At 66.0% G+C, this 13,410-nt stretch carries 18 protein-coding genes; 8 read left to right on the forward strand and 10 right to left on the reverse strand.

Going from position 1 to position 13,410, the window contains the following annotated elements:
• Nucleotides 1–73: 73 nt before the first annotated feature.
• The gene (locus TEP_RS17310; protein ID WP_132826093.1) at nt 74–1,399 is read right to left on the reverse strand and encodes a GTP-binding protein; all 1,326 of its coding nucleotides are present in this window, start codon (nt 1,397–1,399) and stop codon (nt 74–76) included.
• A 69-nt stretch (nt 1,400–1,468) separates the two neighbouring features.
• Between TEP_RS17310 and TEP_RS17315 the strand changes: the two genes are divergently transcribed.
• Nucleotides 1,469–1,846 (forward strand): MerC domain-containing protein, encoded by a 378-nt coding sequence (locus tag TEP_RS17315; RefSeq protein WP_025879198.1) that lies wholly within the window; start codon nt 1,469–1,471, stop codon nt 1,844–1,846.
• Nucleotides 1,847–1,922: 76 nt separating this feature from the next.
• On the opposite strand, the gene TEP_RS17320 is transcribed toward TEP_RS17315, so the two are convergent.
• On the reverse strand, nt 1,923–2,207 hold the full coding sequence (locus TEP_RS17320) for a metal/formaldehyde-sensitive transcriptional repressor (protein ID WP_032975559.1): 285 nt from the start codon (nt 2,205–2,207) through the stop codon (nt 1,923–1,925).
• A 50-nt stretch (nt 2,208–2,257) separates the two neighbouring features.
• On the opposite strand from TEP_RS17320, the gene dmeF reads away from it, so the two are divergent.
• From dmeF to TEP_RS17340, 4 genes are all read left to right on the forward strand, one after another.
• Nucleotides 2,258–3,235 (forward strand): CDF family Co(II)/Ni(II) efflux transporter DmeF, encoded by a 978-nt coding sequence (gene dmeF, locus TEP_RS17325; protein ID WP_132826094.1) that lies wholly within the window; start codon nt 2,258–2,260, stop codon nt 3,233–3,235.
• 92 nt (nt 3,236–3,327) lie between these two features.
• On the forward strand, nt 3,328–3,744 hold the full coding sequence (locus TEP_RS17330) for a hypothetical protein (protein ID WP_132826095.1): 417 nt from the start codon (nt 3,328–3,330) through the stop codon (nt 3,742–3,744).
• 75 nt (nt 3,745–3,819) lie between these two features.
• Nucleotides 3,820–4,143: a hypothetical protein gene (locus TEP_RS17335; protein WP_132826096.1), complete on the forward strand. Its 324-nt coding sequence runs from the start codon at nt 3,820–3,822 to the stop codon at nt 4,141–4,143.
• Nucleotides 4,144–4,187: 44 nt separating this feature from the next.
• Nucleotides 4,188–5,063 carry an MnmC family methyltransferase gene (locus TEP_RS17340; RefSeq protein WP_206140244.1) on the forward strand — a complete coding sequence of 292 codons (876 nt, stop codon included), beginning with the start codon at nt 4,188–4,190 and terminating at the stop codon, nt 5,061–5,063.
• A gap of 3 nt (nt 5,064–5,066) precedes the next feature.
• Here TEP_RS17340 and TEP_RS17345 read toward each other — a convergent pair whose 3' ends face one another.
• The gene (locus tag TEP_RS17345) at nt 5,067–6,035 is read right to left on the reverse strand and encodes a polysaccharide deacetylase family protein (protein WP_132826098.1); all 969 of its coding nucleotides are present in this window, start codon (nt 6,033–6,035) and stop codon (nt 5,067–5,069) included.
• A gap of 114 nt (nt 6,036–6,149) precedes the next feature.
• On the reverse strand, nt 6,150–6,794 hold the full coding sequence (locus tag TEP_RS17350; protein ID WP_132826099.1) for a hypothetical protein: 645 nt from the start codon (nt 6,792–6,794) through the stop codon (nt 6,150–6,152).
• A gap of 120 nt (nt 6,795–6,914) precedes the next feature.
• Here TEP_RS17350 and TEP_RS17355 point away from each other — a divergent pair, with 120 nt between their 5' ends.
• Nucleotides 6,915–7,604: a hypothetical protein gene (locus TEP_RS17355; protein ID WP_132826100.1), complete on the forward strand. Its 690-nt coding sequence runs from the start codon at nt 6,915–6,917 to the stop codon at nt 7,602–7,604.
• Between the two features lie 4 nt (nt 7,605–7,608).
• Here TEP_RS17355 and TEP_RS19810 read toward each other — a convergent pair whose 3' ends face one another.
• The gene (locus tag TEP_RS19810) at nt 7,609–7,779 is read right to left on the reverse strand and encodes a hypothetical protein (RefSeq protein WP_099782623.1); all 171 of its coding nucleotides are present in this window, start codon (nt 7,777–7,779) and stop codon (nt 7,609–7,611) included.
• A gap of 24 nt (nt 7,780–7,803) precedes the next feature.
• Nucleotides 7,804–8,616 carry an alpha/beta hydrolase gene (locus tag TEP_RS17360; RefSeq protein WP_132826101.1) on the reverse strand — a complete coding sequence of 271 codons (813 nt, stop codon included), beginning with the start codon at nt 8,614–8,616 and terminating at the stop codon, nt 7,804–7,806.
• A gap of 229 nt (nt 8,617–8,845) precedes the next feature.
• On the opposite strand from TEP_RS17360, the gene TEP_RS17365 reads away from it, so the two are divergent.
• Entirely contained in the window at nt 8,846–9,325 is a 480-nt protein-coding gene (locus TEP_RS17365; RefSeq protein WP_132826102.1) for a nuclear transport factor 2 family protein, read from the forward strand.
• Nucleotides 9,326–9,347: 22 nt separating this feature from the next.
• Here the strand turns inward: TEP_RS17365 and TEP_RS17370 are convergent, their stop codons facing one another.
• Nucleotides 9,348–9,806, reverse strand: a complete 459-nt coding sequence (locus TEP_RS17370) for a hypothetical protein (protein WP_132826103.1) — start codon at nt 9,804–9,806, stop codon at nt 9,348–9,350.
• Between the two features lie 234 nt (nt 9,807–10,040).
• Between TEP_RS17370 and TEP_RS17375 the strand changes: the two genes are divergently transcribed.
• Nucleotides 10,041–10,439 (forward strand): XVIPCD domain-containing protein, encoded by a 399-nt coding sequence (locus TEP_RS17375; protein WP_223483326.1) that lies wholly within the window; start codon nt 10,041–10,043, stop codon nt 10,437–10,439.
• Nucleotides 10,440–10,486: 47 nt separating this feature from the next.
• Here the strand turns inward: TEP_RS17375 and TEP_RS17380 are convergent, their stop codons facing one another.
• From TEP_RS17380 to TEP_RS17390, 3 genes are all read right to left on the reverse strand, one after another.
• Nucleotides 10,487–11,587, reverse strand: coding sequence for a hypothetical protein (locus tag TEP_RS17380; RefSeq protein ID WP_132826104.1), 1,101 nt, complete (start codon nt 11,585–11,587; stop codon nt 10,487–10,489).
• 38 nt (nt 11,588–11,625) lie between these two features.
• Nucleotides 11,626–12,201 carry a hypothetical protein gene (locus TEP_RS17385; protein WP_132826105.1) on the reverse strand — a complete coding sequence of 192 codons (576 nt, stop codon included), beginning with the start codon at nt 12,199–12,201 and terminating at the stop codon, nt 11,626–11,628.
• A 143-nt stretch (nt 12,202–12,344) separates the two neighbouring features.
• Nucleotides 12,345–13,410: YncE family protein (locus TEP_RS17390; RefSeq protein ID WP_132826567.1), on the reverse strand; the 1,066-nt coding region annotated here is incomplete at its 5' end.

Consider the following 13,410-nt stretch of genomic DNA (forward strand, 5'->3'; position numbering starts at 1 on the left):
CTACTACCAGCCTTTCATCCACGCGTAGCGTGGATCTACTGCCAGCCTCTCATCCACGCGTGGCGCAGACGCATCAACGCTTCCACACCGGGAACGCCTGCGGCATCTGCTGCCACAGCAAGGGCCCGGCCTGCAGCTCGGTGTCGTTGAGCAGGCACGCATCCAGGGCCGACCGCACCACACGCTCGTCCATGTGCACGCCGATCACCACCAGTTCCTGCCGGCGGTCACCCCACAGCGGATGCCACAGGCGTGCCATTGCCGAGTGCGCGGCCGCGTCCGGGAATTCCCGCACGTCCGGCAGCGGCGCGCTCCAGCAATCGGCCTGCTGCCGGGCCCAGCCCAGATCGCTGTAAGGCAGCGGCGTTGGCGGCAGCAGCGGCGTGGTGTCCTCCTGGCCGGCGCGCACCCGCTCGCGCGCCGCATACCAGAAGCCCGCCGCCTGGGTGCGTGTGGCCGCGCCCACACTGTTCAACTCACCCACCCAGTCCATGCGGTTGGCCAGCCAGAACCAGCCCTTGCTGCGGATCACCCCGGGCATACCGCGCTGCAATGTGCGCGCGAAACGGGCGGGATGGAATGGCCGCCGTGAGCGATAGACGAAGCTGCCGATGCCGTACTCCTCGGTTTCCGGCGTGTGCTCGCCACGCAGTTCCTTCACCCAACCGGGGGCCTGCTGCGCGCGCTCGAAATCGAAGCGACCGGTATCCAGCAGCTCGGCAAGCGGCACGTCGCCGAAACTGGACAGCAGCAGCTTCGCGTCGCGATTCAAGCCGCGCAGCACGGCCAGCGTGTCCTGCAGCACTTCGTCGTCCACCTGGTCCACCTTGCTGACCACGATCACATCGGCGAACTCCACCTGCTCGCACAGCAGGTCGACCACGCCACGGTCATCGTCCGGCCCCGCCTGCTGACCACGTTCGGCCAAGCGCAGCGTCGAACCGAAATCGGCCAGGAAGGCGCTGCCATCCACCACCGTCACCATCGTGTCCAGCCGTGCGATATCGCTCAGGCTGAAGCCGTGCTCATCGCGCACCGCGAAGGTGGCCGCCACCGGCATCGGCTCGCCGATCCCGGTCGATTCGATCAGCAGGTAGTCGTAGCGGCCGCTGTCGGCCAAGCGCCTGACCTCCTGCAGCAGATCGTCGCGCAGCGTGCAGCAGATGCAGCCGTTGCTGAACTCCACCAGCGTCTCTTCGGTGCGACGCAGTTCGGCGCCGCCATCGCGCACCAGCTGCGCATCGATGTTGACCTCGCTCATGTCGTTGACGATCACCGCCACCCGCAGGCCATCGCGGTTGCGCAGGATCTGGTTGAGCAGGGTGGTCTTGCCGGCACCGAGGAAGCCGGAAAGCACGGTGACCGGAAGGCGGCGGTCGGCGCGGGAAACAGTGTTCATGTCGGAGCGGGCTGGCTGCGGAATGGAAATGTTACTGTATAACAATTGTCGCGCAAGGAATCCCCCCGCATGAAGTCGCCCTCCGCCGCCCTGCTTGATGCCGGTGCCGTAGCCCTGTCCAGCCTGTGCCTGCTGCATTGCCTGGCCCTGCCCCTGCTGGCGGCCGCGCTGCCGCTGTTCGGCGTCTGGGCCGAAGCGGAGTGGGTGCATCTGGTCTTCGTCGCCATCGCGCTGCCGATGACCGGCTTTGCCCTGTGGCGCGCCGAACGCCGCCAGCCGCTGCCTGCGCTGGCATGGCTGAGCGCGGGCATGGGCCTGGCACTGTTGATGGCCGGGGCGCTGGCACTGCCCTCGCACGCCTGGGAGACCCCGCTGACGGTCACCGGCAGCCTGCTGCTGGCCGCCACGCACCTGTGGAACGCGCAGCACCGGCACCGCAGAAGCTAGTGCCGGTCGCTGGCCGACAACTGCAGGCATCGTCCGCAGGTCATGAGGTTGCCGGCCAGCGGCCGGCACTACCCAGCTATTTGCCGTAGCGCCGCAGCAGTTCCACCAGTACCTCGGCTTCGGCCGCCCGTTGCGCCGGGTCGTCCGCGCCCACCACGTGTTCCTGCAGATGCTCGTGCAGCAGTTCCATCAGCAGGCTGTGGGCAGCGCCACGCACGGCCGCCACCTGCACCAGCACATCGGCGCAGTCGCCTGCCTCGCCCTCGGGCGTGTTCAATGCCTGTTCCAGCGCCGCCACCTGCCCGCCGATGCGGCGCACCCGGGTCAGCAGCTGCTTTCGATTTCTGTGTACATGGGCCATGGCAGGATCATATACCCTATGGGGGTATCCACCCAGGCCTGACCGCCGCCATGCACCTGGACGCCCTCGCCGCCGCCCGTCGCCACGAGCACCGCTTCGACGACGGCAATCCGCTGGCCGAACGCAACACCCGCCGCGCGATGTGGCTCACCGTCAGCATGATGCTGGTGGAGATCGTCGGTGGCTGGTGGTTCAATTCCATGGCCGTGCTGGCCGACGGCTGGCACATGAGCTCGCACGCGCTGGCACTGGGCCTGTCGGTGTTCGCCTACCGCTGCGCACGGCGCTACGCGCACGATCCGCGCTTCGCCTTCGGCACCTGGAAGATCGAGATCCTGGCCGGCTATACCAGCGCCATCGCCCTGCTCGGCGTCGCCGCGCTGATGGCCGTGCAATCGCTGGAACGCCTGTGGGTGCCCGCGCCCATCCACTACAACGAAGCCATCGCCATTGCCGCGGTCGGCCTGGGTGTGAACCTGCTGTGCGCGTGGTGGCTGCACGACAGTCCGGGCCACGCCCATCACCACCATGGACACGGGCACGAACATGGCGATCATCATGGTCATCACCACGATCACGACCACGACCATTCCCACGGCCACGACCTCAACCTGCGTTCGGCCTACGTGCACGTGCTGGCCGACGCCGCCACCTCGGTGCTGGCCATCGTCGCCCTGCTGGGCGGCAAGCTGCTCGGCCTGACCTGGCTGGATCCAGTGATGGGCCTGGTCGGCGCGGTACTGGTCACCGTGTGGGCAATCGGCCTGCTGCGCGACAGCGGCCGCATCCTGCTCGACGCGCAGATGGACGCACCGGTAGTGACTGAAGTCCGCGAGGTGATCGAGCAGGGTCCATGGCCGGCACGCCTGGCCGACCTGCACGTGTGGCAGGTGGGGCGCGGCAAGTACGCCGTCGCCGCCAGCGTGGTCACCAGTGATGCCACGCTGGATCCGGACACCGTGCGCCAGGCGCTGGCGATCCACGAGGAACTGGTGCACATCACCGTGGAGATCCACCGCAGCGCGTGACGCCGGCAGGGCGGCGGTTCTTGCCGAAAATCTGTACGGGCCAGCGCCGCGTGCTGCCTACACTGGCCGCACCTGCCCCGTCGGGACATCCCATGCGCACGCTCCGCCTGCTGCTGCCCGGTGCCCTCCTGCTGCTGGTGGCCTGTTCCGGCGACACCCAGCTGCCGTTCTCCTCCGACCCGATGCTCGGCTGCTTCGCCACCAGCCCGCGCAAGTCCGCCGAGTTCCGCATCGAAAAGGAAGCAAGCCAGTACTTCGTGTCCTTCGAACGCGATGGCCAATGGCAGCGCGAACCCAATGCGCTGTACAAGGCCAGCCGCAGCGACATCCAGCAGTACTTCCGCGACGACGCCGACCAGATCGACAGCGCACTGATCCGGATGGCCGGCGGCTTCGGCATCTTCCGCGTCAAGGACGGCGCCACGCTGAAGGCCCGGGCACGCGACAGCGACTACATGGCGCTGCTGCTGATCGGCGCCGGACCGGTGTATGCGGTGAAGTGCCCGTAGCGGCCACATTGCAATTCTTCCCATGGCCTCAGCGATGCCGCTGGCGCACGCTGCCGGTTTCGAGGAGGAATTCCGATGACCGTTCTTCTCCTGCTGGCCGCAATCGTTGCAAAGACCCAGGGTGCTTACGACGAGGTGCGTGAGACCGCTGATGGCGAGATCCTGGTGATGCGTACCTTCGACTGGGAAATCGAGGGGCAACGCGCCGAACGCGTAACCGTACACTGGCTGCTGCAGGAAGACGGCAGCATGCGCTACGACTTCGACCGGCAGCCAGCCGCCACCCAGGATGTCCATCGCCGTTCGTGCGCGTTGCGGGGAATGCAGCCCTCGCGAGGCGTCGGCATGATCTCAGGAGAGGGAACCATCCACGGATTCAGCTGCACCGACCTGCGGTAGCGCCGCGCCCCTGCCCGGCTCGGCTGCACAGCGCCTGCGGTACCATGCCCTCCCCCGAGCCACCTACCCTACCCGCCGTGCCCCACTACTCCGGCCCCCTGCTGACCCGCGACAGCGCTGACACCCTGCGCCGTGCCCACGACAAGGGCGCCTCCGAATGGCAGGGCTCGCTCGATCTGGGCCGCAGCGAAGAGGCAGTACAGCTGGATGCCGAGGGTTTCACCTTCCGCGGCCAGCACTATCCGTGGCCGGGCAAGCTGAAGGACCGCACGTTGTACTACTGGGATGGCGAGGAGTTCTGCTCCATCTCCCGCTTCAGCGGCTCGCTGATCAAGCTGGTGCCGACCGAGTGGGGCGCACCGACCTTCGAGATCGATGGCATCAAGATGCTGCCGACCTCCAAGCTGTCGCCGTTCGAGGACGCGCGCCGCAAGGTCGAGCTGGTCGCCCCGGCAGGCAAGAGCCTTCTCGATACCTGCGGTGGGCTTGGCTACTTCGCCGCCTGCGCACTGGAGGCCGGCGTCGGCCAGATCCGCTCGTTCGAAAAGAACGCCGACGTGATGTGGCTGCGCACGCTCAATCCGTGGTCGCCCGATCCTGACTCAGCCGCCGCCGGCGGCCGCCTGCACTTCAGCCACGGCGATGTCTCGCAGCAGATCGAACAGGTCGCCAGCAACAGCGTCGATGCGATCCTGCACGACCCGCCGCGCTTCGGCATTGCCGGCGAACTGTACTCGCAGGTGTTCTACGACCATCTCGCCCGCGTCATCCGCAAGGGCGGTCGCCTGTTCCACTACACCGGTGCGCCGAACAAGCTGACCAGCGGCCGCGACGTGCCACGCGAAGTGGCCAAGCGCCTGGAAAAGGCCGGCTTCAAGGCCGAGCTGGCGCTCGATGGCGTGCTGGCCGTCAAGCGCTGAGGCTCACTCGCCTTCCACCTTGGCCAGCTTCATCACCCACTTCGGTACTTCCGGCTCGCCGGCGTAGAACGCCCTGGGCTTGTTTTCGGCCATCGCCCAGCGATGCAGCCAGCTCGGTCCATAGCGACCGCTGTAGCCCTCGGCGCCGCGCGCATAGGCTGGGTCGCGCACGGCTTCTTGCAGCGACACGAAGCGATAGCCACGGCGCTTGGTGGCCGCCACCAGCTCGGCGATCGTCGCCGCGTTGAGCTCGTTGGCATGCATCAGCCACACCTGCGGCACCGCATACCCCAGCAGCGCCTGTGACTGCTGCTCGTAGTAATCCACCTTGTTCAGCATGTACGGCACATAGCCCTTGCGCAGGCTCGCCAGCGTCGCCTCGCGCTGCAGTGAATCGGGCTGCTCGTTCATCACGTTGGCATAGGCGAAGGCCCACACCCACTCACCGTTGTCGACCGTCACCGGCGCAACGCGGTAGCCGTGCTGCTTGAAGAACACGTCCATCGCCACGCGGTCTTCCTGCGTACGGCCCGCCCGCAAATAAGGGTGGCGCATCCATTGCGGCGTCTGCCCACGCTCGGCCAGCAGCGGCCGCAGCACCTGCTCGCCGCGCAGGAAGTCCTGCTGGAATGCCGCCACGCCTTTGTCGTTGAGATCCATGTGCGACCAGGTGTGGTTGCCGAGTTCGTAGCCGGTATCCAGCCAGTCGCGCAGCATCTGCACGCGCGCCGGCTGCACCTGACCATCCACTTCCAGCTTGTTCTCGTTGACGAAGCCCACCACCGGCACATCGGCCTGGCGCAGCTGCGCCATCAGTGCGGCATGACGTGACTGCAGATCGGCCGGCACGATCTCATCCAGGCGTGCCCACGGCAGATCGTCAATGGTCACCGCGATGCGCCGATCGACTTCGGCAGCGTGGACGGTCAATGACAACAACAGCAACGGCAACGCACGCAGGAACAGACGCATCGGTACATCCATGGGACCAGGATGCAGCGACTGTAACGCGATTGGACCTTGCCGCCGAGGGTGGACACGGCGACAGTGCCAGGTCGAGCCAGTCAGCGATGTCCACACCGGGCCTCAGGGCTGGGTCGATCGCGAAGTAACGCGCCATAGCCACAGACCAACCACCATCGCTGCCATCAGCAGTCCGCACAGGATGATGGCCAGCGCATCAGGTGCGTGCGGCGGCATCAGATCGGCCCTGGCGAAGATCTGCAACAGCCAGTGCCGCATCGAGGACGGTCGCTCTTGTCCGTCCGATGCCATATCTGTCATGCATGCAGCAGGCAGTGCATGGGTGATGCCCGCCCAGACATGCTCATACAGTCGAAGCATCACGCTCGCCAGCAGCAGCGCCGCCGCATGCAGGGCAAGCAGGCCCCACGCGCTGCGGCGCAGCGGTGCATCCACATGGCGCAGCCAGTGCACGCAGACCAGCAGCGTACCCAACAGGGCCAGCACCAGCGTTGCCAGCGGCAGCCAGCACAGCGGCTGCCAGTCGTCCAGCGCGCCGGCACGCGCCAGCAGATGCTCGGCCACGTGCAGGCGCGCGGCCGGATCGGCGCCGCCGCAGGCCAAAGATAGTGGCTCCAGCAGCAGGTCCACGCGGTGGTGAAAGTAGCCTGCGGCCAAGCCAACCGACAGCAGCGCCAGCACCTGCAGCAGCAACAACATCAGGCCAGCGCCAAAGAAGCGGCCGAGGTGGGCAATGAAGGCGGTCATCGGTGTTTCCCCAGCGAGTGACGCGCATGCTAGCCAAGCCAATCGATGCTGTCGGCTGGCAGATGCGACACCATCGCCGATGATGCGCGATCATGTGCGTTCAATGCAGGAGTGTTGGCGATGCTGGGGTTGTATCTTTTCGTCCGTACCGTGCTGCCGGCACTTCTGGGTGGGGCAGTTGCGATGCTCGGCGCACGGGTGATCAATCGACGGCTGGCCGATCTACCGCCACGGGTGATTGCGCTGCCTGATGAGAGCCTGCTGCCCAGCCCCGCAGCACAGCGACGTTATCGCCGCATGCGTCGGCGCAGACCCGGCCTGAACAGCATCACCCTGCCGCCCAAGGTGCCGCGGAGCTGGATCTGGCTGGCTGCAACAGCTTTCATCGGCACGATAAGCCTGGCCGTCTACCTGACGCCCGACGGCCCGCGCTTTCAAGTGATGGTGGAGAGCTTCGTGGGCTATCCCTCCACCGTCATCGAAGTCCGGGCGCCGGCAGAACAGCAGCTGCGCCTGCTGGATACCTGCAGACCGGTACTGCTGCAGACTGTCCGCCCCATCACCATGCGCTACCGCAGAACCCGCACCGGCAATCCGGTCGAGGTGCACGGCGTACTGCCGGTGCAGGTGCGCCGCCAGGGCACGCTGCTGCAGGTGGCCACGGCGCAACCGGTGGATGCGGCCGTGCTGGGCGATGCCCTGCGCACGTGCAGCGCATTGCCCAACGTCGCGCTGACGCTACAGCCGCGCACCGTCGCGCCATGGCGGGAATGGGGTTGGCAGCCGTGGGCAGGGCGTAGCAGCCAGTAAGGCTTCAACCGCGTGGCAGTTTCGCCGCCCACATGTTGTCCACCAGGTTCGGGTAACGGCGCCCGTTCTCCTCTGCCCGCTGCCGCGCCGCCGCCTTCTGCGCCTCCGTCAGCGGCTGCGTCTTCTGGCCCTTCGGGTTGGGCTTCTTCCAGGGCGGCGTGCGGGCAGTTGGCATGTGCGGATGATGCCGTAGTGGGTGTTACTTCTTCAGGAATTCCAGCAACGCCAGATTGAAGTCATCGGCGTGGCTGGTATTGCAGCCATGCGGTGCATTCTTCAGCACCACCACCTCACTGCCGGCGATGGCCGCGTGCGTGCGCTTGCCTGAGCCTTCGAACGGCACCGTCGCGTCGCTGTCACCGTGCAGCACCAGCGTCGGTACGGTCACTTTCTTCAGGTCCGCGCGGAAATCGGTAGTGGCGAAGGCCTGCATGCACCCCAGCGCGGCCGTCTGGTCGGACTGGTGGGCGAGCGCGATAGCGGCCTGGCGCTCGTCCTCGGTAACCATCCGTTTGCCATCGGCACTGAAGAAATCGCGGGTAAAGCCATCGAAGAACGCCTCCCGGTCCTTCTCCAGCCCCTGGCGCATCTCATCCGCCTTTTCCTGGGTCAGCGGCCCTTCGGAATTGTCCGCACCCTTCAACAGGTACGGCGGTACGGCCGCAGCGAACACCACGCTGTGCAGGCGGTCTTCACCATGGTTGGCGATGTAGCGCGCCACTTCGCCACCGCCCATCGAAAAGCCGACCAGGGTGACATCGCGCAGGTCGCGTTCGTCGATCAGGCCGGCCAGGTCAGCGGCCAATGTGTCGTACTCGTAGCCATCGGCGGGCTTGTCCGAGCGGCCGAAGCCGCGACGGTCGTAACTGATCACGCGATAACCGGCATCACGCAGCAGCGGCACCTGCGCCTTCCAGGATTCGGCAGACAGCGGCCAGCCATGGATCAGGACGACCGGGCGCCCCTTGCCGCCAGTGTCTTCAATGTGCAGTCGGACGGAGGAGGTAGCCATGGGAACTCCCGGGGGAAAGAGGAACCCAGCCTAGGTAATCGCACCGGAGCCGCCCGTGATGGATCCGGCTCAGGCCATGACATCGCGTACACGGACACCGGTCAGCCGACACATCGGTTCGCACCCGCATGGACGGCATTGGTCGGGTCCTGCGCCGGTTTCGTCATGCCCCGGTTACCGTGCGCCATGGCCCATGTCAGTCTGCGCCGGTCCTCAATGGAGCCACGCCATGCTGCTCGCCCTGCCCCTGCTCGCCGCCGCCGTCGCCGGCGCCTCCCCCGCCAGCGACACCCTGCGTGAGCAGATCCGCGCGGCCGACACGCGACTGTTTGCCGCGGCGTTCGACACCTGCGATGCCGACAGGGCCGCAGCGATGACCACCGAAGACATGGAGTTCTTCCATGACAAGGATGGCAAGTCCGCCAACAGCCGCGAGGACTTCCGCCGCAGCGTGGCCACGCTGTGTGACAACGCGCGCAAGGGAGGCTGGCACCTGCGGCGTGAACTGGTGGAGAGCTCGCTGCAGGTCTTTCCGCTTCAGGATGATCGCGCACTGGAAATGGGCGATCACCGCTTCCATGAGCGCGGCGCCGATGGCGTTGAACGCTGGACCGGCCAGGCCCGTTTCATCCAGGTCTGGCGCCGCGTGAACGGTCAATGGCAAGCCGAGCGGGTGATCAGTTACGACCACCACCCGGCAGACAAATAAACATCACCGCCGCAGCGCCCGCTCAATCACGCAGGTTGCTGGCGCGCGTCAGCATCCAGCAGCCGTAGCGGCGCGCGAAGGTGTAGGTATCGCGCTCGGCGTCACTGCCAAAGGTCACGCGTTGCCCGTTGCCATCGATCGCTTCGATGCGTGTGGGCGCGCTGTAGGTGCCGGCGCGCATGCGTTCCAGCGCCGCCGGATCGCGGCTGATCGGCGAGGGCACGAACACGTCGAACGCGGCCAGGTAGCGGTAGCTGAAACGTTTCAATCGCGCGGCACCCTGCTCCAGCACGACGTGCGTGGGCGCCAGCCCCTCGTGGTCATCGCGCACGGTGTGCATCGGCACCTCGTACGCCAGCGGGTCGGAGGTGTAACGCAGGCGCACCCGGTCATCGGCCGGGTCGGCGAAGCGTTGCAGGAAACGGGTGAAGTCCTGCGAAGGGCAAGCGGGATCGTCCGCCGCCACGGGCGTATCAGCCACTGCAATACCTGCGCAGGCCCACAGCCCCATGCCCAGCAGCAACCGCACAGCCGCCCGCCCCCGTATCCGGTTTGTCTCCCCGTGCACCACCTTCTCCCTCCATCCCATTGCAGCCGGGCGCCATCCCCTGCGCCCCGGGCCACAGGCTAGCAACAAAGGGGTTACCGGCGCAGCCCGCGACCGTTTTACACTGGCCACATCCGGCCACACGGTAGCGGCCACATGGAGCCCCCAATGACCCCTGATGATTCCCTGCACCAGCAGATCCGCCAGAACGTAGCCGCACTGGACGAGAAGCACGGCCGTGCGTTCGACGCCACCAGCGAGAACGTGGCCGCCAGCCTGGCCGTCAAAGCCCGCGAACAGGGTCTGGAACGCGCCGACCACGTGGTGGTGAGCAACGCCACGGCCAACCTCCCGGCCGGGCACAACATCTTCGTGGTACAGGGCGACCCGGCCAACCCGGCGCACCTGCGGGCGATGCTGCCGACCGCCGTGGCCGCGCAGACGCCGGCCGAGCAGTCACTGCAGAAGCTGGGGCTGGGCGGACAGCAGCCAGTGCAGGCCGAGCAGCAGACCCTGGATGCACAGGCGCAGGATCAGCAGCAGAACCCTGCGCATCGCATGGGGTGAATGCCGTCAGGCGTCGATGCCATCGACGCCTTTCGCATGGGCCGGTATCAGCCCATTCGCGGCTGAGCGTGCTGCGTCTGCTGCTGCAGCTGATCTTCCTGCGCGACGCGGCTGGCCTCGCGTCCCTGATGCTGCACGCTGGCTTGCTGGTACACCTCTTCAACGGTGCCCTGCTGGGCATCGGCCAGCGAGAGACGCTGGCGGTTCGCTGCAGGGTCCGGTGAGGCGGTGTCGCCCGTGCGCTGCAGGAAGACATAGCCTGGCGAATCCGCCGCACCGCCACTGCTGAAGGCCACCTGCAGGGTATCGCGTTCGGTGTAGCCACCCTGCACCGCCAATCGCGTCAGGTGGCCCGCCAACAGCTCGGGCTGCTGTCCCGGCGGCAACCCTTGGCGCTCGGCCGCTTCCCCCAGCGCCGCACGCACCCGCTGGTCCAGCGGATGCAAGGTGTCACCCGGCACACGTGCGTCGTTGGCCAACCGCTCACCGCTACGTTCACCGATGTCGTCGTTCTCGCTCAGCAAGCGATGCTTCCACGTGCGCTCGGGCATCGGATTGGTCTTCGTTCGATTGAGATCGCTGTTCGGGAACGGCGGCTCGATGCTGTCCACGCCGTGGATGTTGCGCAGCGGGCGAAAACCGTCCTTGCCTCCACCCTTCATGTCCAGAGGAATGCGGACGTCCGGGAAAAGCTGCCCTGCGGGGCCTCCCAGCGCATTCACGTCGATGCTTCTTTTTCGCTCGATGCCCGCGTGGTTCAGCGCTTCCCAGGTGAAGTCGACGCAGTTGTGGCGCACGTCCTCGTAGTGCTTGCTGAAGCCGAACTTCTCCGGGTCCGAACCGAAGGCGTCGAGCTTCTTGTATTGCTCTTCGCTTATCTCGAGGGTGCGGGTGTAGCGTGGATCCTTGTATACATCGACGTCGTCTTCCATGATCGCGCCTGCGCCGTTCATGCTGCCATGTACCTTGGGCGCAAATCCGTAGCTCTTCGGGGGCTGATCCGGGGCATGCAGGACGTAGAACATGTGGCCTGGTGTTGAGGTCTGGGGAACACCATCCAAGACCTGCTGCTTGCCGGTCTCCACATCAATCAATGGCGTTCCGGGCGCGGCAATGACAATGTCCAGGGTGTAACGCGGCTTGTCCATAAGATGAGTCTCCGTTCCTTCCAAGGGATGAGTATTGGTTACTTGCCAGGCAGACGAGCAACATGCACGCGCAAACGCGATGTGTACTGCTGCAACTCCGGCCTTGCCTGCACGGTACGAACCTGTAGGCGGTAGCGCGCATCGATCTCCACAGGCAGCGCAACGATGCTCAAATGGTACTCGCCGTCACTGCCCGAACGCAGACGGGCGTACCTCCACGTGTTAGATGCGTGCCACGCGGGTAGTGGCTTACCGGCGTTGAGAGCCATGGCCTGGAAGCTGTCATGGGTGGGAACATCCACCCAGTCGCCATCCATCCAGCGCTGAAGTGAAACGTCGAAGGGAATATTCAAACCATGCATGTCGGGCGAATTCCCGGCATGGGGGTCTTGGCGCTGCAGCTCCAGCCCCAATGAATAGGTGCGGTCCGGAATGAAATTTCGCTCGTTTATTTCGAACTCGAACCACACTTCCTGGCCAGCCTGATCCACCGCAATTGGCTTGGTCAGATCCAGCGGCTCGGTGGCGACAGGATCACGGCTGGAACAGGCACCCAGCACGGTGCTCAAGATGATCAACAGGCCGACGTGCAGCCAGCGGCGGATACCCAGCATGTTCAGATCCTTTGGCTCCCTGCCATGGGTTCCAACCCTAGCGGGTTGGCGGTGGGGGCCGCAACCGGGCAAAGGAAAAGGCAGGGCAAGAAGCCCTGCCCTTTTCCAGCAGCCAGCTGCCGGGCATCGCCCGGCGCGCCCCCTTACAGCTGAATCCGCGCCACGCTCTCTTCCGAGCCCTTGGCATCCTTCTCGCCGTTCTTGATGCTCACGTACAGCACGTTGTTCTTGGCATCCAGCGCCAGGCTGTTCGGGTGCGTCGGCACGGCGTAGGTGGCCACCTCCTGGTAGCTGTCGCTGTTGTACGCGGTCACCGTCCCGGCTTCGCGGTTGGTCACGTACAGGCGCTTGCGCGGTGCATCCAGCAGGATGCCCAGCGGGCCGGCGTCGGTCGGGATGCTGGCCAGTTCCTTGCCATTGCTGCGGTCGAGCACCAGCACGCGCTGGCCCGGGTGCTTGCTGACCAGCCCGCTGCTCTTGGCCTGGTAACCCCGCAGCATTTCCGAGCCCTGGTCGGTCACGAACAGGCGCTTGCCGGCCGGGTCCAGCGCGATGTTCATCGGCTGCTCGGCGGCGATCTTGTGCTGGGCTTCCACCTTGTTGGAGTCGGTGCCGACCACCACCAGATCGGCCAGCAGATTGCTGGTGTACACGCGCTTGTTGGCGGCATCCAGCGCCAGGCCCGGCGCCTTGGCGTTGCCCAGGCCCGCAATGGTGTTGATCACCTTCAGGGTGTTGGTATCGATTACGAACAGCACGCTGCTCACATCCGGCTGGCTGCTGTGGCCGGTCACGTACAGGCGGTTGGCGGCGCTGTCGACCACCAGCTCGCGCAGGTCATGGGTGTAGGCGGCCTTGCCGTCCTTGCCGGTCTTCTTCTCCATCAGCTGCACGGTGCCGATGGCCTTGTTCTGTGCGGTGTCGACCACGGTTACCGACAGGTCCACGGTGTTGCCCACGTACAGGCGGTCGTGGGCGTCATCCAGCACCACGCCGAACGCCTTGCGCTCCAGCGGGATGCGGGTTTCCACGGCCAACGTGGTCGGGTTCAGGCGCAGCACCTGGGCCGGGCCGGCGTCATCGCCGAAACCGCCGGAGGAGGCCACGAACACGGCGTTCTGCTTCGGGCTGTAGGCCAGCTCATACAGGCCCTGGGCGATGGCCTGGCGCTGGATGCCGCCAACAAGCGCGTGTACACCAGCAATCTGC

The sequence above is a fragment of the Stenotrophomonas sp. TEPEL genome (assembly GCF_004348785.1).
Classification (GTDB): Bacteria; Pseudomonadota; Gammaproteobacteria; order Xanthomonadales; family Xanthomonadaceae; genus Stenotrophomonas; species Stenotrophomonas indicatrix.

Coding starts and splice junctions, on each gene's coding strand:
- TEP_RS17310 (WP_132826093.1), bottom strand. CDS start 1,399: ATGAACACTGTTTCCCGCGCCGACCGCCGCCTTCCGGTCACCGTGCTT.
- TEP_RS17315 (WP_025879198.1), top strand. CDS start 1,469: ATGAAGTCGCCCTCCGCCGCCCTGCTTGATGCCGGTGCCGTAGCCCTG.
- TEP_RS17320 (WP_032975559.1), bottom strand. CDS start 2,207: ATGGCCCATGTACACAGAAATCGAAAGCAGCTGCTGACCCGGGTGCGC.
- dmeF (WP_132826094.1), top strand. CDS start 2,258: ATGCACCTGGACGCCCTCGCCGCCGCCCGTCGCCACGAGCACCGCTTC.
- TEP_RS17330 (WP_132826095.1), top strand. CDS start 3,328: ATGCGCACGCTCCGCCTGCTGCTGCCCGGTGCCCTCCTGCTGCTGGTG.
- TEP_RS17335 (WP_132826096.1), top strand. CDS start 3,820: ATGACCGTTCTTCTCCTGCTGGCCGCAATCGTTGCAAAGACCCAGGGT.
- TEP_RS17340 (WP_206140244.1), top strand. CDS start 4,188: ATGCCCTCCCCCGAGCCACCTACCCTACCCGCCGTGCCCCACTACTCC.
- TEP_RS17345 (WP_132826098.1), bottom strand. CDS start 6,035: ATGCGTCTGTTCCTGCGTGCGTTGCCGTTGCTGTTGTTGTCATTGACC.
- TEP_RS17350 (WP_132826099.1), bottom strand. CDS start 6,794: ATGACCGCCTTCATTGCCCACCTCGGCCGCTTCTTTGGCGCTGGCCTG.
- TEP_RS17355 (WP_132826100.1), top strand. CDS start 6,915: ATGCTGGGGTTGTATCTTTTCGTCCGTACCGTGCTGCCGGCACTTCTG.
- TEP_RS19810 (WP_099782623.1), bottom strand. CDS start 7,779: ATGCCAACTGCCCGCACGCCGCCCTGGAAGAAGCCCAACCCGAAGGGC.
- TEP_RS17360 (WP_132826101.1), bottom strand. CDS start 8,616: ATGGCTACCTCCTCCGTCCGACTGCACATTGAAGACACTGGCGGCAAG.
- TEP_RS17365 (WP_132826102.1), top strand. CDS start 8,846: ATGCTGCTCGCCCTGCCCCTGCTCGCCGCCGCCGTCGCCGGCGCCTCC.
- TEP_RS17375 (WP_223483326.1), top strand. CDS start 10,041: ATGACCCCTGATGATTCCCTGCACCAGCAGATCCGCCAGAACGTAGCC.
- TEP_RS17380 (WP_132826104.1), bottom strand. CDS start 11,587: ATGGACAAGCCGCGTTACACCCTGGACATTGTCATTGCCGCGCCCGGA.
- TEP_RS17385 (WP_132826105.1), bottom strand. CDS start 12,201: ATGCTGGGTATCCGCCGCTGGCTGCACGTCGGCCTGTTGATCATCTTG.